16 protein-coding genes are annotated in these 18,738 nt (G+C 38.5%); 13 read left to right on the forward strand and 3 right to left on the reverse strand.

The features are described 5' to 3' along the window. Positions 1–299 precede the first annotated feature (299 nt). Positions 300–788, forward strand: a complete 489-nt coding sequence (locus NC799_RS17105; RefSeq protein ID WP_272447645.1) for a hypothetical protein — start codon at positions 300–302, stop codon at positions 786–788. A 169-nt stretch (positions 789–957) separates the two neighbouring features. On the opposite strand, the gene NC799_RS17110 is transcribed toward NC799_RS17105, so the two are convergent. Together NC799_RS17110 and NC799_RS17115 are read right to left on the reverse strand one after the other, a co-directional pair. Beyond that, on the reverse strand, positions 958–1,377 hold the full coding sequence (locus NC799_RS17110; RefSeq protein ID WP_272447646.1) for a DUF1284 domain-containing protein: 420 nt from the start codon (positions 1,375–1,377) through the stop codon (positions 958–960). A 70-nt stretch (positions 1,378–1,447) separates the two neighbouring features. Beyond that, positions 1,448–2,488 (reverse strand): tellurite resistance/C4-dicarboxylate transporter family protein, encoded by a 1,041-nt coding sequence (locus NC799_RS17115; protein WP_272447647.1) that lies wholly within the window; start codon positions 2,486–2,488, stop codon positions 1,448–1,450. 566 nt (positions 2,489–3,054) lie between these two features. Here NC799_RS17115 and queC point away from each other — a divergent pair. The 6 genes from queC to NC799_RS17145 all read left to right on the forward strand — a co-directional run bounded on the left by queC (position 3,055) and on the right by NC799_RS17145 (position 7,442). Further along, positions 3,055–3,723: a 7-cyano-7-deazaguanine synthase QueC gene (gene queC, locus NC799_RS17120; RefSeq protein WP_272447648.1), complete on the forward strand. Its 669-nt coding sequence runs from the start codon at positions 3,055–3,057 to the stop codon at positions 3,721–3,723. Positions 3,724–3,728: 5 nt separating this feature from the next. Next, on the forward strand, positions 3,729–4,211 hold the full coding sequence (gene queD / locus NC799_RS17125; protein ID WP_272447660.1) for a 6-carboxytetrahydropterin synthase QueD: 483 nt from the start codon (positions 3,729–3,731) through the stop codon (positions 4,209–4,211). Further along, complete coding sequence (gene queE, locus NC799_RS17130; protein ID WP_272447649.1) at positions 4,204–4,932, forward strand: 7-carboxy-7-deazaguanine synthase QueE; 729 nt, start codon at positions 4,204–4,206, stop codon at positions 4,930–4,932. The genes queD and queE overlap by 8 nt, the downstream gene beginning before the upstream one ends. Before the next feature lie 321 nt (positions 4,933–5,253). After that, positions 5,254–5,862, forward strand: a complete 609-nt coding sequence (locus NC799_RS17135; protein ID WP_272447650.1) for a transglutaminase-like domain-containing protein — start codon at positions 5,254–5,256, stop codon at positions 5,860–5,862. Positions 5,863–6,303: 441 nt separating this feature from the next. Then, positions 6,304–6,999 carry an aspartate/glutamate racemase family protein gene (locus NC799_RS17140; protein WP_272447651.1) on the forward strand — a complete coding sequence of 232 codons (696 nt, stop codon included), beginning with the start codon at positions 6,304–6,306 and terminating at the stop codon, positions 6,997–6,999. 239 nt (positions 7,000–7,238) lie between these two features. Continuing rightward, entirely contained in the window at positions 7,239–7,442 is a 204-nt protein-coding gene (locus tag NC799_RS17145) for a cold-shock protein (RefSeq protein WP_186579735.1), read from the forward strand. A gap of 1,003 nt (positions 7,443–8,445) precedes the next feature. Here NC799_RS17145 and NC799_RS17150 read toward each other — a convergent pair. Continuing rightward, complete coding sequence (locus NC799_RS17150) at positions 8,446–10,191, reverse strand: alpha-glycosidase (RefSeq protein ID WP_272447652.1); 1,746 nt, start codon at positions 10,189–10,191, stop codon at positions 8,446–8,448. A 309-nt stretch (positions 10,192–10,500) separates the two neighbouring features. Here NC799_RS17150 and NC799_RS17155 point away from each other — a divergent pair, with 309 nt between their 5' ends. The 6 genes from NC799_RS17155 (at position 10,501) to NC799_RS17180 (ending at position 18,503) form a co-directional block, all read left to right on the forward strand. Further along, positions 10,501–11,814, forward strand: a complete 1,314-nt coding sequence (locus tag NC799_RS17155) for an extracellular solute-binding protein (RefSeq protein WP_272447653.1) — start codon at positions 10,501–10,503, stop codon at positions 11,812–11,814. A 218-nt stretch (positions 11,815–12,032) separates the two neighbouring features. After that, positions 12,033–13,325, forward strand: coding sequence for a sugar ABC transporter permease (locus NC799_RS17160; RefSeq protein WP_272447654.1), 1,293 nt, complete (start codon positions 12,033–12,035; stop codon positions 13,323–13,325). Next, on the forward strand, positions 13,325–14,167 hold the full coding sequence (locus tag NC799_RS17165) for a sugar ABC transporter permease (protein WP_272447655.1): 843 nt from the start codon (positions 13,325–13,327) through the stop codon (positions 14,165–14,167). Before NC799_RS17160 ends, NC799_RS17165 begins: the two co-directional genes overlap by 1 nt. Positions 14,168–14,205: 38 nt before the next feature. Further along, positions 14,206–15,711 (forward strand): alpha-amylase family glycosyl hydrolase, encoded by a 1,506-nt coding sequence (locus tag NC799_RS17170; RefSeq protein WP_272447656.1) that lies wholly within the window; start codon positions 14,206–14,208, stop codon positions 15,709–15,711. 74 nt (positions 15,712–15,785) lie between these two features. Further along, a complete protein-coding gene (locus NC799_RS17175) occupies positions 15,786–16,805 on the forward strand; it encodes a LacI family DNA-binding transcriptional regulator (RefSeq protein ID WP_272447658.1) in 1,020 nt (339 codons plus the stop codon). A 30-nt stretch (positions 16,806–16,835) separates the two neighbouring features. Further along, positions 16,836–18,503, forward strand: coding sequence for a glycoside hydrolase family 13 protein (locus NC799_RS17180; protein WP_272447659.1), 1,668 nt, complete (start codon positions 16,836–16,838; stop codon positions 18,501–18,503). Positions 18,504–18,738 lie beyond the last annotated feature (235 nt).

Here is an 18,738-nt window from a genome sequence, read left to right on the forward strand (position 1 = left end):
AACGTGCTTTTTATATGATTTATTTGTCGCTTTATTTTTGGTAATCGTTTCCCTTATAAACATAGTTTCATTATACCCGACGGGAAAGTTGAAATCAATTATTTTTAATATTCAATTTATTTTAGGTCACTACATTTGCGTTTTTTAAATTAGAACGTTGTAAAATCAATATTTTCGAGTGCAAAAAAGCAGTTTTTGATCTGTTTTTCTCAAAAACTGCAGAAACTTGGGCTAGCTGTTTGCTTTGAGGCTGCAGCGCACGGGAATCATTTCATGGGCTATTGGAATGTTTGTGTTAGGTGCCCTCCTATGGATCTGTTTTAGGTGATCTTGAAACCTTTTTCTCAGATAATGAATCGATGAAGCGGTTTCTTCGGCCTGTTGATGGGGTATCGTTGTTGGAACGATTTATCCCGATGCTGATGATTGTCATTTCTTTACTAGCGACTGTGCCTCCAATCATGGCTATCAATAAATTGCATGGGGAGGAGAAAAAGGAACGTATTGTTCATCTGTTAGGTAGAAGTATTTCGCGGACGAAGCTATTAGGAAGCTACTTTATCCTTTCCGTTGTGAATGGTTTAGTCATGCTTGCCCTTGCAGCCTTTGGGCTATGGTCGGTGGGAACGACAGTAGTCGAAGGTGGATTATCGGCAGAAATAATCTTCGGTGCTGGATTCTCCTATTATCCAGCTATGTTAGTTATGCTAAGTCTAGCAGTCTTGTTAATTGGCCTTTACCCATTATTTGGTTTTATGTTTTGTATTCCTTTGTCGTGTTGTATTTAGGAGGATTATTCCAGTTCTCTGATTGGGTTGGTAACCTTTCGCCATATGGTCACGTTCCACGAATGCCTATTAAGGATGTTACATTTTTGCCGTTATTGCTATTAAGTTTAGTTGCAATTGTTTTAACACTGATAGGGTTTATTGGGTTCAATAAACGGGACATAGAGAATTAATGTTTAATTTCTCTTAAGCCCTTCCTGTCTATAATCTCTTGCATCCCTTCCTCACACACGCCATAGGAACGCCAGGAACAAGTTTCGCAAATAGTATTAATGTCAGAAGGTGCACTAAATTTTCGGATGTGGGACTCAATATCCTCCCAAGTAAGGATCTGTCCGATTTTGAGTCCCAATTTTTCTAGAATAGTAGAATCTCTTTCATAGATACTGGTATTTTCGCAATGATAATCCCCTGAATTGGGGTACTTTTCACACAAATGATCGGGTCCTTTAATTAACTTAATCTCTGTTTTAGGGTTGTTTTTCAACGTTTGATGAATGTACGTCATATTTTCAACATATTCCTTGGAATAACCCATTCCTCGATAACCTAGAAGACAAAAAATATGATGGCCCCGGAGCTTATACATAAACTTCCCCCGTTTCGTTCGGTTGATTTAAACAATGTTAACACGGCGGTTAGATTTGTTAACAATATTATCATAACATATATCGAAATGCGTTTTTACAAATTTGGTAAAGTAGACTAGAGAACACGCATAACCAAGCTATAATTGCGATATAAATCATAAAACTAGGGATGATTATTAATGTATCAAAGTCTAATGCCTTTGATAATTGTAATGTACTTGTTGTGTACATCGCCAGCGGAAAAACCATTCCCCATAGCTGTGGTTCATAGGAAAGTGGATAACGATTGATCAAATGCCTCCAAATCATAAGAATAAATAATAATGGAATCCACCATGTTCCGGTGATCCAAAAAAACAAAGTGAAGCCTTTTAAAAAGGGAGTAATTTCACTAAGCAAGGACCAATTGTTTGCATGTAAAATTAAGGTGGAGCCAGCTAATGTTGTGATGGCAACTGCCCCCATATTAATCCAATAGGGTGGTGTTAACGCGGAGAATTCAAGTTTTAAGAACGTAAATCGATAAAATATTAATGTAATAATATTTAAATAAAGCATACAACCGAGAAAATACATGCATAATGTAACAAATAGCAGAGTAGCTTTTCCATTGTCTACATACGGAGTAAGAAGTGTCCCTAAGATGGAAATAGACTGAGTTGCGACAGCCGCTATCAGCCATGCACCATTAATTCCCTCTGAGACAGAAGGTTTATTTTTTCTAATCGTAACAGCGGTGAAGAAAGTATACATAATCAGTAACCACAGTAGGCACGCAAATACCCACAAGTAAACGGCTATGGAGTATTGCTTGGTAACGACAATGAGCTGACTACCGAACACACTCGTTCCAGCAACGTACGTAAAGAATCCGGGTCCTCGAGTATGACTTGTGATATCCACCAGCATTCTTTTGAAAAAGAAATGGATTCGTAGTAAAGTGAGCGCCCATAAAGCAATGTAAGCAACTACATTCACGTATAACAAAAGCCTTGCAAGGAATAGCATACCAAGAAAATAAGATCCAATCGACAACGCACCTGTAGCCATTACTAATGCAAAATATCCAGGGAATAAATTCTTTAAATGAAGCTTAAGATAACGTAGCATAGGCTCACTCCTCTATTATGTTGTTTTTCTTAGTCTGTTATCGCTTCCGATGGTCAGGGATCCTTTGTATAAATGTAATATCTGTATTTATTATTGTGTTTCTAAAACACCCTGAATTAACTAAGGCTACAATAACACAATTCATTATTTTTGTTTGCAATTATGTATCTTTCTACAGGTGATTATAATTAAAATTTATTATAGATAAAGCTCTTGAGTTTACACCAATCTTCACTTGCTGGTACATTTTCCTCTGGGCATTAGAAGATAAAAGGATTCTTTAAATTAACAGGTAGAAAGAGGAAAATGGTCTGGTGTTAATGAAACTCCTGATTCCTACATATTCTTTTGAACAGGTATAAATGGTGACTGACGCCTTTTTATATGATATTCGACAGATAAACTTACGTAAAGGAAGCAAAACAACAGCCCAATGCGTCCGAATTTGTGTTACTATTATAATTAAATCAATATCAGAGGTTCTAGCACCCCTCTTTAAAAAAACTAAGGAGAAGCAGTACTTCGTCTTGGGGTACTGTTTTTTTCGTTGAAGGGAGTCTTATTACGTGTTAAAGGATGAAAAAGCAATTGTTGTGTTTAGTGGAGGTCAAGATAGTACTACATGTTTATTTTGGGCTTTGGAAACATTTAAAGAAGTAGAAGTAGTTACTTTTAATTATAATCAAAGGCACAAGCAGGAAATTGAGTGTGCAAAAAATATTGCAAAAGAACTAAATGTTAAACATCATTTGTTAGATATGCAACTTTTGAATCAACTCGCTCCTAATGCATTGACAAGGGATGATATTGAAATAAAAGAGGGAGAAGATGGAGAGTTACCGTCGACTTTCGTTCCCGGACGAAACTTGATTTTCCTATCTTTTGCTGCTGTTTTAGCAAGTCAAGTAAATGCAAAGCACATTATAACTGGTGTGTGTGAAACAGATTTTAGTGGATACCCAGATTGTAGAGATTCTTTCGTGAAATCTCTAAATGTTTCGATTAACTTATCAATGGATAAACAGTTTGTCATCCATACGCCATTAATGTGGTTAGATAAGGCAGATACATGGAAGCTTGCAGATGAATTACATGCGCTAGATTATATTCGTGAAAAAACGTTAACATGCTATGAAGGTGTAATAGGCGATGGTTGTGGTGAATGCCCGGCATGTAAGCTAAGAAAGAATGGGTTAGATCACTACCTTCGTTCACAACAAGGAGCGGATAAATAGTGGGAATTGACTTCTTTGGTTTTAAAATTGTTGAAAATCTGCAAAAAATCGACCGAGATATAAAAAAGAACGAACTTAAATATCATAACAAACGCGTGCTTGTAAGTAAGGAATTTACCTTTGATGCAGCCCATCACCTTCATTGTTATGAGGGGAAGTGTAAGAATCTGCACGGACATACGTATAAAGTCGTCTTTGGTATTAGTGGGTTTGTTGATGAAATTGGTCTTGTGATAGATTTTGGTGATATCAAAAAGATCTGGAAAGAGGACATTGAAATTCACCTTGATCATCGTTATCTTAACGAAACGTTACCGAAAATGAATACATCAGCAGAAAACATGGTTGTTTGGATGTATGAAAAAATGAGTAAGTCATTGAATGATCGGTCTGAAAAATATAATGATGCAAGAGTAGAATTTGTTCGTTTATATGAAACACCTACTAGTTTTGCAGAGGTAAGATGGGAGTGGATGGAGGTTGAGTAAAGTACCGGTGATGGAAATATTTGGACCGACAATTCAAGGAGAAGGTATGGTTATCGGCCAGAAGACCATGTTTGTTCGAACAGCAGGGTGTGACTATTCTTGTTCATGGTGTGATTCTGCCTTTACCTGGGACGGTTCAGGAAAAGATTTAATCAAACAAATGGATGCAGAAGAGATTTGGCAACAACTTAAATCAATCGGTGGTGAAGGTTTTTCATTTGTGACCATATCTGGTGGTAATCCTGCACTATTAAAAAACCTTCATTACTTCATCGATTTATTAAAAGCAAACAATATTAAAGTTGCTTTAGAAACACAGGGAAGTAAATGGCAGGATTGGTTCTTGGACATTGATGAACTAACGATTTCACCTAAACCACCTAGCTCTGGTATGAATACTAACTTTGATGCTCTTGATAGGATTATTAATAATCTAAAAGGAGCAACCCCGGGGCAAAATACGAGCTTGAAAGTAGTTGTTTTCGATGACCAAGATTACGACTATGCGAAAAAGGTGCATCAACGCTATCCAGAAATTCCATTTTGCTTACAAGTAGGAAATGACGATAGTCAAACAACAGATAATCAACAACTTGTTTCCGAGTTATTACAGAAATATGAATGGTTGATTAATAAATCGATGTTAGATAACGAGCTAACAAATGTGAAAGTATTACCGCAGCTTCATACCTATATTTGGGGAAATAAGCGTGGTGTATAGGAGCATGGGACGCTTCATGCGCTTCTGTTTTAAAATGAAAAAGGGTCAGGCGCTATTTGTGGGTGGATAATAGCACCTGTCCCTTATTTTGTGTTTTTAAAAAAGGTTTTCATTTAACAGATAACCAATGTATAATAATACATAAAATTACATGATTATTCATTAGTGAGCGTAATGTCAAATGAACAGCGGAGCAGAAGATGCATATGTAAAAATAATAAGAAACCAGTTTTAAAGCTCTATGCAAAGTTATGTTTTAAAGAAATCTACCAGGTATTGGTACAGGAATAAAGGAATAAGAGTTTTCTATGGAGGTGGAACATGAATCTAGTACCGGAATCTACTAATCTAGCAGACTATTTACGTGAGACAGATATGATTAATTTTTCGAATCCGATTACCGAGGCTAAAGTACAAGAATTATTCTCGAGCGAGCAAACAGAAGTTGAAAAAGTGAAGAAGGCTTTTACGTTTGTTCGGGATGAAGTGTCACACTCTTGGGATATCCAAGGTACAAGAGTTACGTGTAAGGCATCAGATGTATTAAAATACAAACATGGAATCTGCTACGCAAAATCAAATCTATTAGCTGCTCTATTAAGAGCAGTTAAAATCCCGACTGGCTTTTGCTATCAACGATTGATGATCTTTGATACACCAGACAAGGGTTATTCGTTACATACATTAAATGGGGTTTATCTACAGTCGTTAAACCGCTGGATTAGATTGGATGCACGTGGAAACAAACCAGGTGTCCAAGCAGAATTTTCGTTAGCTGAAGAAAAACTAGCGTTCACAGTAAATCCAGCTTTTGATGAACATGACTATCCAACAATTTATGCCAACCCAAATAATAAAACAATCCAAACACTTCAAACTAATACAAATGCCATCGAAATGTATAAACACCATTTACCAGAAAATTTATGAGGGCAGGAGCTTGGGGACGGTTATTCCGCCTCCGTTTTAAAATGAAAAAGGGTCAGGTATTATTCGTGGACAAAACACACCAGGAATACCTGACCTTTTTCTTGGAAATTATCAAAACTCCAGTGTCTATCTACTCCACTCCCTAGTCCCTTGGATCATAAACCTATCCCCTTCTGTTGTAAAGATCGCCACGTTGAGGACTATATTTCAGTTTGCAAATAAATTGCCATTCAAATTGGGTGTAGTACAATTAGGATAGATATAAGTATAAAAAGATCCCAAGAGCTGTCTAGCTCCAGGCGCCTACCCTCTCGAGGTCTTAAGCAGAGAATCTTTGTTGCAAAGAGCGCCACATAGATTTCTGCTTAAGCTTGTCGGGGGTGACCAAGGCGCGACTTGCGCTTTTCTTAGCTATTTGCGTTTATATGAAGGAGGATTTTTATGGCAAAAATTGGTCTGGTTGGCGGATTAGGTCCTGAATCGACTGTAGAATATTATCAATCTATTATTAGTGGCTATCAGGAAAAGCTAGGAAGCAACAAGGTTTTACCACATCTTGTTATCAATAGTATTAATATGTACCAAGTTTTTGCGTATATTGATGATGATAATACTCAAGGATTAAGTGATTATTTGACTAAGGCTGTTAATGAATTAGAAGCGAGCGGTGTTGATTTTGCTGCCATCTCAGCAAATACTCCACATATTGTGTTTGATCAAGTTAACCGACAAACTCGTCTTCCTTTGATAAGTATTGTGGAGGAAACGGTGAAGGATGTCCGTCAAGCAAATCTGAATCGTGTAGGGCTAATTGGTACGCGATTTACAATGGCAAACGATTTTTTTAAAAAACCTTTTCGAGATGTAGGTATTGATGTAATTGTTCCAAACGAAAAAGACCAAGTGCTCATCCACGAAAAAACAGTGGACGAATTAGAAAATGGGATTGTAAAGGAAGAAACGAAAGAGACCTTTCTTGAAATTATATGTCGGATGGAAGAAGAGGATGGGATAGAGGGCCTAATCTTAGGATGCACGGAACATCCAATGCTAATCAAACCAACAGATACCTCCATAAAGCAATTCAACACAACAGCCATCCATGTCTCTGCCCTCGTCGAACGATTAACTAGATAAAATCGAACGATTAACTAGATAAAAAAGTGTCAGGCTGTATTGTGGACACATGTCCATAAGTGGTGCCTGAATTTTTTTTTGAATTAGGATTTGCATTATTCACCGTTTCCTGTTATTATAAAGAAGAATTATTTTTGTTCGGTGTAAAGGATAGTATGAAAATGGACTTTTCGTCTTGATGATACTTTTGGGCAAGAATAGTAATACAATGTGTGGTAACACACTAGGAGGCAACAAAAATGGAAAAAGGTACAGTAAAATGGTTTAACGCAGACAAAGGTTTTGGATTTATCGAAGTAGAAGGACAAGACGATGTATTCGTACACTTCTCTGCTATCCAAGGTGAAGGTTTTAAATCACTTGAAGAAGGTCAAAGTGTAACTTTCGATATCGAAGAAGGTAACCGTGGACCACAAGCAGCTAACGTTCAAAAAGGTGCATAATTTTAAATCGATTATTGAAACAGGCTCTTTAACGGGGCCTGTTTTTTTGTTGTTTTTAAGATAAGAAAAAACCCCGAGAGCCGTCTACTACGTTCCTAGCCCGCCTGAGGTCATAAGTCAATCCCTTCTGTGGCAAAGACCGCCGCGTCAGGTTTTGTCTTGTGCCTGCCTTAGGCTTAGCGCCAAGGAACCTTCTAAGAATTGACATTTTTAAAATGCATAATCCAGGATATGTGCATGAATTCGGACAGGGAAAGTCCAAATCGGGTCAAGTGAGTCCGAATTCGTGCTCAATTCGGACAGGGAAAGTCCAAATCGGGTCAAGTGAGTCCGAATTCGTGCTTAATTCGGACAGGGAAAGTCCAAATCGGGTAAAGGGAGTCCGAATTCGTGCTTAATTCGGACAGGGAAAGTCCAAATCGGGTCAAGTGAGTCCGAATTCGTGCTTAATTCGGACAGGGAAAGTCCAAATCCGGTCAAGGGAGTCCGAATGCTCCCGGATTCACTACCGCAGGGCGGCTCCAGCTACAGCACCTAAGCTTTTCTTAAAAGATAAGAAAGTATAAAAAAAGCAAAAGCTGTCTAGCTCCGGGCGCCTACCCCCTCGAGGTCTTAAGCAGAAAATATTTGTGTCAAAGAGCGACACATAGATTTTCTGCTTAAGCTTGTCGGGGGTGGGCAAGGCGCCCTGCGCTTTTCTTACCTTCTTAAGTAAATAACTCCACAAAAAAACCCTACTCAAATTTCTGAGTAGGGGAGATGGTACAGGTAATAAAAAAAGTTTAAAGCTTCAAAGGTTGTTTACAGTATAACATAATGAATTGGCAATATGCGGAATAAATATATTATTTAATAATCTTTTTGAACTTTTATCCAAATACGGCTTAATCAATTACGTATCTAACTTAATATTATGTACTCTGTTCATCATGTAATCTCCATGTGATTAAGTGTATATAAAGAATTAAGTGCTGTTCATAGACAGATAGTAAAAGAGCCGCTTCTACACCTTCACAATGATAAAGTCATATGGCTCTATTGAGTATGGTTTGTTAGGGTGTGTGATTTCACCAGTTAGTAGGTTGGTTCCTGTTGGTAAGGATAAGTGACTTAAGTCTATTGTTTGCGCTTGATTATTATTATTTAGGATAAAAATGAGTCGTTGATCATTTGTTTGTTTTTCGTAGACGACAGTATTAGTATCATCATCTGTGTACAAAAACTGAAAGCTAGCATGGGTACCGAAAGCAGGTTCCATTTTTCTAAGAGTGATTAACGTTTTTAAATATGTAAATAACTCACGGTCTTGTTCTTTTTCGTCCCATACCATACACTTACGGCAACCGGGGTCTTGCCCACCAGTTAGGCCAATTTCATCTCCGTAGTAAAGGCATGGCGAGCCAGTATAAGAGAGTTGAAAGAGAAACATCAACTTTACTTTTGCTGTGTTATTGTCTGCCAATGTTAGAATTCGTGGTGTATCATGGCTATCTAATAAATTGAAAGCAACCTCGTTCACATTACTAGGATAGGCATGAATGACTTTGGTAATGGTATCAGCAAATGCTGATGCAGTAAGATTTTCTTTCGCGAAAAACTCAATTGCGCCATTTGTGAAAGGATAATTCATCACAGCATCAAATTGATCACCTTGTAACCATGGCATCGAATCATGCCAAATTTCACCTAAAATATAGACATCAGGCTTTACTTCCCGAACTACTTTGCGAAAATCACGCCAAAATGCATGATCAATTTCGTTCGCTACGTCCAGGCGCCAGCCATCGATATCGAATTCCTCTACCCAGTAACGGGCAACCTTTAATAAATAGTCCTTGACTTCTTGATTCTCTGTGTTTAATTTAGGCATCGAGCCGACAAAAGCAAATGTGTCATAATTAGGAATGGGTTCTGTTTTAATTGGAAATTCTCTTAAATGAAACCAGTCCCGATATGGCGAGTTTGCTTCATTTTCCAACACGTCTTGAAACGGTGGAAAATAAAAGCCGCTATGGTTAAATACAGCGTCAAGCATCACTTTGATTCCTCGTTTATGACAGGCTGAAACCAATTTTTTAAACGTTGCTTTATCTCCGAATTGTGGATCAATTTCCAGGTAATCAATCGTGTCATATTTATGGTTGGAATGCGCTTTAAATATCGGTGTGAAATAAATTCCATTGACACCTAAATCTACTAAGTGATCGAGGTGGTCGATAACGCCTTGGAAATCACCGCCAAAAAAGTTCGTTGGCGTTGGTTCTTCGCTTCCCCAAGGAAGTGTGCCGTCAGGATCATTCGATGTGTCTCCATTAGCAAACCGCTCAGGGAAAATTTGATACCACACCGTATCCTTGACCCATTTTGGTGCAGCGAAAATATCTGCTTCATTCAAAAAAGGAAAATTATAATAGTAGGCTGTATCATTTGGTGCTTCTTTAAAAAAGCCTCTTTCTGTATAATAGATGACCTCACTACCGGAGCTTATTTTAAATCCATAACGCATCCGACGAAAGGGTGGCTCTACTACACCAAACCAATAATCAAAAAGCTCGTCACTCCCACTTTTTTGCATCGGAATCAATTTATTTATCCATTTGTCTTCTTGCCAATCATAGGGATCCCCATAAATAAGGTTTACTGTTTCTACATCTTCTTTTTTCGTTTGAAGGCGAATGTGTAAGGTTTTCTTATCGTATCCATAGGCATAGTTGTTTTTGGGACGATGATAGATTGCTTCTTTCAACATCGGGCTGTCATCCTTTCGTATTTGTTGGAGTGAATGGTTGCATTATAAAAGTAATGCAACCGATTGCTCAATAATTCCTGTGTAATACTTGTATTTATACTTAGAGTAGATGAATGTGTAAATCATGTCAATTGTAAGTGGGTAGTCATATGTTTATTAAATTTTTAAAAGGGACTTGTCAAATCAAATAATCCGTGTCATAATTTTCATGAGCTAATCAGTGCAACCGCTTCCGTGATGATCGCGTGTTATTTTTTTATTTGTTTGCGCAATCGGTTGCGCTAAAATTATCTATGGGAGGGCTCAGAAGTGAAAAAATTATCACTAATATTTTTTGCATTATTACTTATCGGTCTATTAGCTGCATGTGGACCGCAACGTTCTGAAGAAGGAACGAACAACGAAAACGATGCAAATACAGCAGATGACTCTGCTAATACAGCAGATTCAGGTAACGAGGAAGGCGCAATGCCAGATAAACCAGAAAAGTTAACGGTTTGGATGAATGACCAAGAGAGTCAATTAAATGCAATTGAAGCAACAGCGAAACAATATACCGAAGAAACTGGCATTGAAATTGAAATCAAAGGGATGGCAATGCTTGATATGGTTGAAAAACTAGACTTAGATGGACCAAGTGGTAACGGACCAGATATTTTTTACCAACCACACGACCGTATAGGTGACTTAGTTGTCCGTGGACTTGCAGATCCTATTAATCTAGGAGATGCTGCTGATCAATATACAGATACAGCAATCAACGCTGTAACATATGATGAGGAAATTTGGGGTGTGCCGAACGTAGTGGAAACATACGCTCTTTACTACAACAAGGACATTGTTGGTGATGAAGCACCAGCTACAATGGAAGACATAAACGCTATCATGTCTGAGTACACAAACAAATCCAATGATGAATATGGTTTCTTAGCAGAAGCGAATAACTTCTATTATATGTATCCATACTTTGCTGGTAATGGTGGTTATGTATTTGCCAATGAAAACGGTGTTTACGATCCACAAGATATTGGTTTAGCTAATGAAGGTTCTGTTAAAGGTGCTGAATTAATTCAATCTTGGTTTAACGATGGCTATTTACCAAAAGAAATCACAGCAGATATTCAAAATGGACTGTTTAAAGATGGAAAAGTTGCAACAATTATTAACGGACCTTGGATGATGAAAGAATATGAAGAGGCATTAGGGGATAGCTTAGGAGCAGCTCCACTACCATTATTAGACAATGGAGAAAATCCAAAGTCCTTTGTTGGGGTGAAAACATACATGCTTTCCTACTACTCTGAAAATAAAGAGTGGGCAACTGACTTTATGAAATATTTAACAAATTCTGAGCAAGCGATGAATTACTTTAAAACTGCCGGTGAAATGCCAGCACGTAAAGACGCTCTTGATGATCCCGCTATCGCAGATGATCAACTTGTTTCGGCATTTGCAGAGCAAGCAACATATGGTGAGCCAATGCCAAGTATCCCACAAATGCAACAAGTTTGGGATCCTATGAATGCAGCACTCCAATTTATTGCAAAAGGTGATAATGTGGAGGATGTATTAACAGAAGCTGTAGGTACGATTAAAGATAATATTGCTGCTAGTGGTCAGTAGAAAGGTAGTGGATAGGAACTTTTTCTATCCACTTTCTTTTCACAAACTAAAAAATCAGAAGTCGGTTACTCCATTGCCTAGCCCCTCGGGGTCATAAGCCAATCCCTGCTGTGGCAAAGAGCGCCGCGTCAGGTTTTGTCTTAAGCCTGTCGGGTCTAATCAGGCACCTACGCTTTTCTTGTCTTTCTATAAATTTAATGGTAGGAGGGATCATCATCATGAACAAAAACGAAAGAAAGAAAACACAACAACATAACCCTACGTTGGCAATAGTTCTGTCCATTCTGTTTGCAGGACTAGGACAATCGTACAACCGTCGATTTATTAAAGGGACTATTCTCATTATTGTGGAAGCTGCATTTCTTATTACGATGTACGACTTTATTAATATTGGTCTGTGGGGTATTGTCACACTCGGAACGATTCCTCGGGTCGATCATTCAATCATTTTACTTATTCAAGGGATCATTGCGGTTCTTGTCTTAGCTTTTGCCATCGGTCTTTATATTTTCAATATTATTGATGCCAAAAGAGATGCGGAAAAGTTAAGGGATGGAGAGAAAATTCCGACCCTTATGGACAGTATGAAAAACACCTATGACAAAGGTTTTCCATATATGTTGGTTATACCTGGGCTGTTTATGCTCGTCTTCGTCGTAATATTACCACTACTGTTCATGGTGTCATTAGCTTTTACAGACTATAACCTTTATAACTCACCACCGCGAAATTTGTTGAACTGGGTTGGGTTTGAAAATTTTACTAAGCTATTGGAATCTGGGATTTGGAAGGACACATTCTTTAGTGTCTTCACCTGGACAATTGTCTGGACAGTCGTGGCAACAACATTGCAAATTGCGCTAGGGCTCTTGTTGGCCTTGCTTGTGAATGACAAACGGATAAAATTCAAACGGACGATCCGCACAGTTTTAATTTTACCATGGGCCGTGCCAGCGTTTGTGTCTATTTTAATTTTCTCAGCCTTATTTAATAGTGAATTTGGCGCAATCAATCGTGATATTTTAGGACCAATCGGGCTAGCTGTTCCGTGGATGTCTGACCCATTTTGGGCCAAGATGGCATTGATCCTGATCCAAACATGGTTAGGATTTCCTTTTGTTTTCGCCCTCTTTACAGGTGTCCTACAAAGTATACCTGGAGATATGTATGAGGCAGCCGATATTGATGGGGCAAGTAGATTTCAAAAGTTTAAAAACATCACATTTCCGTTCGTGTTATTTGCGACAGCACCATTGTTGATTATGCAGTATGCCGGAAACTTTAACAATTTCAACATTATCTATCTATTTAATGAAGGCGGACCTGCAGTGCGTGGGCAAAATGCCGGCGGAACTGACATTTTAATTTCATGGGTCTATAAGTTGACATTTGACACGAATAATTACAATATGGCCGCCGCCATTACAATTATCATGGGAGTAATTGTGTCCGCATTTGCGTTCTATCAATTTAGAAAAACAGCATCCTTTAAAGAGGAGGGGAATCTATAATGACACGGAAAACAAAATCGAATATAGAGGTTGCTTTCATTTATCTCTTTTTCGTTCTGATGGCGATTATTATTGCTTATCCATTAATTTGGACGGTTGGTATTTCGTTAAATCCTGGGACGAATATGTATTCCTCACAAATGATTCCTGAAAACTGGTCATTTGAACATTACAAGTGGTTGTTCACAAGTCCTGACAGTGACTACTTGATTTGGTATAAAAATAGCCTAGTTGTTGCAGTGACGAACTCAGTCGTCTCTGTATTTCTAACTGCGTTAATTGCTTATGCTTTTTCACGTTACCAGTTTGTTGGGAGAAGGTACGGTTTGTACGCCTTTTTACTTTTACAAATGTTTCCGGCCTTAATGGGAATGGTTGCTTTGTATATCCTGTTAAACCTAGTTGGTTTGCTTGATTCTTTATACGGACTAGTCCTTATTTATATCGGTGGACAAATCCCGTTTAATGCTTGGTTAGTAAAAGGCTATTTCGATACGATTCCGCGTGAATTAGATGAAGCTGCTCGAATTGATGGTGCTGGCCACTTTAAAGTGTTCTTTCAGATTATGCTTCCTTTAGCCAAACCGATCCTAGCGGTTGTCGCTTTGTTTAATTTCATGGCACCGTTCATGGACTTTTTGTTACCGCGAATTGTGTTAAGTAGTCCTGAAAAGTACACGCTAGCATTAGGTTTATTTAACTTTATTAATCAGCAGTTCTCTACTAATTTCACCAGATTTGCTGCCGGTGCTATTTTAATTGCTGTCCCGATTGCTGTCGTCTTTTTATTTTTACAAAGATATTTAATTTCTGGTCTAACTTCAGGGGCAACAAAGGGATAACGAATTACAGAAAATTAATATTTACAAGGAGTTTCTGCATGGTAAAAAAAATAATCTTGCCTAGTTTGCTCGTTTTCTTTTTAATAGGAAACGCAATAGAAGTAACGGCAACAACAGCTGAAGAGTGGCAGGATGAAAGTATTTATTTCATTATGGTTGACCGCTTTAATAACGGGAACCGAGCAAATGATTACAACGTCAATCCAGAAGACCCTCGTGCCTACCAAGGTGGCGACTTAGCCGGAGTAATCGAGAAGCTTGATTATATCAAGGACATGGGCTTTACTACTATCTGGATAACGCCAATTATGGAAAATTCCGAGGGTGGTTATCACGGCTATTGGATAACAGATTTCAAGAAAGTAAATAAGAACTTTGGAACGCTTGAAGATGCGAAAAAGTTGGTGGATGAAGCACATAAACGGGGAATAAAAGTATTGTTTGACTTTGTTGCCAATCATACTGGCTATAATTCCCCGTGGTTAGACGATCCTGACAAGCAAGATTGGTTCCATCCTGAGAAGAAGATGATGGGAGAAAGTCCTGATCAATTAGAAAATGGTTGGTTAGCGGGACTTCCTGATTTAAATACAGAAAACGAAGAGGTTCGCAACTATTTGTTTGATGCAGCACGGTTTTGGATTGAGGAAACAGGGATCGATGGGTTCCGATTGGACACGGTAAAGCACGTACCAAAAGACTTCTGGTCTGAGTTTTCTACTTATGTCAAAAGCATAGATGAGGACTTTTTCTTAATTGGGGAAGTTTGGAACAAGGACCCGCGCTATATTGCTGCTTATGAAACAACGGGGATTGATAGTTTTGTTGACTATCCTTTTTATGAAGAAGCAACCAACGTGTTTCGTCAATCTAATCAAAGCTTAGATGAGTTGTTTGCTGTATGGAACCGAAATAAAGCATTTTATCAAAATCCAAAAATATTAGGCAATTTTATCGATAATCATGATAATCCACGGTTTGCTAGTCTTGTAAACAAGGATGATGATTCGGTGACACAGTGGAGGCTTGCGTTAACGTATATGTACACTGCACCAGGTATTCCAATTATTTATCAAGGGTCTGAAATTGCGATGAAAGGTGGCAATGATCCAGACAACAGACGGATGATGGAATTTGATCAAAGCAATGGCGAACTCCAACAATACATTAAAACACTATCGCAAATTAGAAAAGATTATCCAGTTTTAACAGAAGGGGATATGGAAAAGGTTACAGCAACTAAAGAAGGGTTAGCAGTTTTCAAACGGATCAACGCTGAGGAAACAATCTATGTCGTGATAAATAATAGTAAGGACGAGCAAACGGTTGATTTTCCCGACGTTGAAGCAGGCTACGTCTTAACGGGATTGCTGCAGGACCAAACGGTTGCCAAAGGTGAATCATTTTCAATCAGCGGTCAAGCCGCTGCCATATTCACAGTTGAAAAAGAGGAAAAGCAACTTGGCTTGTTATATGGCGGGATAGGGGCTTTTGTTGTTGTCATCATCGCGGTGTTACTCCTGATGCGAAGAAAAAAGAAGTGACGATATTTCTTTGCTTCTAAAAATAGTACAATAGACGAGGGTAGTAAAAAATCGGTGAAGAGGATGAAAGTTGGATGGGAATAACAATTAAGGACGTCGCAAAACAGGCTGGGGTCGCTGCTTCGACTGTATCTCGTGTGATATCAAATAATCCTAGAATAAGTGAGGCAACAAAAAAACGGGTACGAAAAGCGATGAAAGATCTTGGATATCATCCGAATATCCATGCCCGAAGTCTGGCAAATAAATCAACACAAGCGATTGGTGTTGTTTTGCCATCCAGTGACAAGGCTTTACAAAACCCCTTCTTCCCTGAAGTGTTACGAGGGATTAGTGGGATTGCTCACGAACAAGATTATTCTATCTATATTTCGACTGGAATAACAGAAGAAGAAATCTATGAAGGCGTGAAGCGGATGGTCCATGGTAATCGTGTCGACGGGGTTGTTTTGTTGTATTCCCGGGTCAATGACCGCCTGCATGACTATCTAATTGAAAATAACTTTCCGTTTGTGGTGATCGGGAAGCCTTATCATCAAATTGATGCGATTACCCATATCGATAACGACAATATCACGGCGGCAAAAACGATAACGAATTATTTAATAGATTTAGGCCACGAGCGTATTGGGTTTATTGGTGGAGACAGAGACTTAGTCGTTACTCTTGACCGGATGCAGGGATATCACCTTGCATTAGAAGAAGCTAATTTGCCTGTGAAAGAGGAATACCATATCCATGAGGAATTCCTTAAGTCAGGTGGGCAAGAAGCGGTGCACAAGTTGATGTCTTTAACGGAGCCGCCAACAGGGGTCGTAATCGTTGATGATTTAATGGCTTTTGGCGTGATTACGATGCTTGACGAATTTGGTCTTAAGGTACCAGATGATATTTCCATTGTTAGCTTTAATAATATCTATCTTTCTCAATTAACGATGCCGCCACTTACAACCGTTGACATTCATATTTATGAATTAGGTGTTCAGGCGACGAAATGTCTAATTGAAAAGGTGAAAAATAAACTAGAACCAGCCAAACGTATCATTGTACCGTATACAATTATCGAAAGAAATTCAGCAGTAGACAAAAAATAAATAAACAAGTGTGAAACTAGGGGGATTTTCATGAAAAAAATATGGTGGAAGGAAGCGGTCGCCTATCAAATTTATCCGCGCAGTTTTATGGATGCAAACGGGGATGGCATTGGTGATATTCAAGGTGTTATCCAGAAATTAGATTACATCCAAGAATTAGGCATTGACGTCATTTGGATTTGTCCAATTTTTGAATCACCTAATGATGACAACGGCTATGACATAAGTGATTATAAGGACATAATGGCCGATTTTGGCACGATGGAGGATTTTGAAGAGTTACTTGCCAAAGTGCATCAACGTGGTATGAAGTTGATCCTCGATTTGGTCATTAATCATACATCTGATGAACATCCTTGGTTTATCGAATCTCGTTCTTCCAAAGACAACCCGTATCGGGATTATTATATTTGGCATCCTGGTAAAAATGGCGAGGAACCAAACAACTGGGAATCTATTTTTGGTGGCTCTGCTTGGGAATATGATGAGCATACTGCTGAGTATTATATGCACGTTTTTTCAAAAAAACAGCCGGATTTAAATTGGGAAAACGAAGAAGTTCGTAAAGAATTATATAAGATGATTAATTGGTGGTTGGATAAAGGGATTGATGGCTTCCGAGTCGATGCGATTTCACACATTAAAAAAACTCCGGGCTTTCCTGATTTGCCAAATCCGAAAAAGAAAAAATATGTGCCATCATTTAAGGGACATATGAATCGACGTGGAATTCAAACATTTCTCACCGAGCTAAAAAACGAAACTTTCTCAAAGTATGATATCATGACGGTTGGTGAGGCGAATGGTGTTACGGTTGAGGAGGCAGATGAATGGGTCGGTGAAGAAAACGGGACATTTAATATGATTTTTCAATTTGAACATTTAGGGTTATGGGGCAAAAGTGCCAGCGGTAGAATTGACATCGACGCGTTAAAACGCATATTAACGAAATGGCAAAAAAGTCTAGATGGTGTCGGCTGGAATGCGTTATTTCTAGAAAATCATGATCAACCGCGCTCTGTGTCAACCTGGGGAAATGATGAACAATTACGTGAAGAGTCAGCGAAAGCACTAGCTACGTTATACTTTTTCATGCAAGGGACGCCGTTTATTTATCAAGGACAAGAAATAGGCATGACTAATGTCCGATTTGATCGAATTGAGGACTATAATGATGTTGCAATTAAAAATTTATATGAAAACGAGCGTGAGGAAGGCAAATCTCACGATGAAATTATGCCGGTAATCTGGAAAAATGGTCGTGATAATTCCAGAACGCCGATGCAGTGGAATGATTCCAATCAAGCTGGTTTTACAACCGGAACACCTTGGCTAAAGGTCAACCCAAATTACAATGAAATCAATGTCGAGAAGGAATTGCAAGACCCCAATTCCGTCTACCATTACTATAAAGAGATGATAAGGCTTCGCAAGCAAGAAGATGTCCTCATCTACGGTAGCTACGACTTAATTTTAGAGTCAGACGAAAGTATCTATGCATATACTCGAACACTTGGCGATGAAACAATGCTCGTCATTGTTAATCTATTTCCTGAAGAAACGACCTTTCAGCTACCCGAAACGATTGATAGCGCAAATGCCCTATTACGGTTAGCGAATTATCCTGTTGAAAAAGGTGAAGACATGCGCTCCTTCGTCCTTCAACCATATGAAGCAAGGGTATATCAAATACGCTAAATCTGGGAAACTAGTAGCTTGAGACACTAGCCTAAGTAAAGCACTATGTGGTGTAAAAGCATCACATAGTGCTTTACTTTACCTTTCCTTAGGCTAAATACTAATCAATGTAATTGTCAACTGAAAATTCCCCCACATAGTCATTTAAAATTCCCCCACCTATAATTTTAATATTGGATAGGGGAATGGGAGTTATCAAAACGGTGTGATGCCTAGCTCTTGCTCTAATTCTGAC

The organism is Aquibacillus salsiterrae (assembly GCF_028416595.1).
In the GTDB taxonomy this organism is placed as follows: Bacteria; Bacillota; Bacilli; order Bacillales; family Amphibacillaceae; genus Aquibacillus_A; species Aquibacillus_A salsiterrae.

Coding starts and splice junctions, on each gene's coding strand:
- NC799_RS17110 (WP_272447646.1), bottom strand. CDS start 1,377: ATGTATAAGCTCCGGGGCCATCATATTTTTTGTCTTCTAGGTTATCGA.
- NC799_RS17115 (WP_272447647.1), bottom strand. CDS start 2,488: ATGCTACGTTATCTTAAGCTTCATTTAAAGAATTTATTCCCTGGATAT.
- NC799_RS17135 (WP_272447650.1), top strand. CDS start 5,254: ATGAATCTAGTACCGGAATCTACTAATCTAGCAGACTATTTACGTGAG.
- NC799_RS17140 (WP_272447651.1), top strand. CDS start 6,304: ATGGCAAAAATTGGTCTGGTTGGCGGATTAGGTCCTGAATCGACTGTA.
- NC799_RS17145 (WP_186579735.1), top strand. CDS start 7,239: ATGGAAAAAGGTACAGTAAAATGGTTTAACGCAGACAAAGGTTTTGGA.
- NC799_RS17150 (WP_272447652.1), bottom strand. CDS start 10,191: ATGTTGAAAGAAGCAATCTATCATCGTCCCAAAAACAACTATGCCTAT.
- NC799_RS17160 (WP_272447654.1), top strand. CDS start 12,033: ATGAACAAAAACGAAAGAAAGAAAACACAACAACATAACCCTACGTTG.
- NC799_RS17165 (WP_272447655.1), top strand. CDS start 13,325: ATGACACGGAAAACAAAATCGAATATAGAGGTTGCTTTCATTTATCTC.
- NC799_RS17170 (WP_272447656.1), top strand. CDS start 14,206: ATGGTAAAAAAAATAATCTTGCCTAGTTTGCTCGTTTTCTTTTTAATA.
- NC799_RS17175 (WP_272447658.1), top strand. CDS start 15,786: ATGGGAATAACAATTAAGGACGTCGCAAAACAGGCTGGGGTCGCTGCT.
- NC799_RS17180 (WP_272447659.1), top strand. CDS start 16,836: ATGAAAAAAATATGGTGGAAGGAAGCGGTCGCCTATCAAATTTATCCG.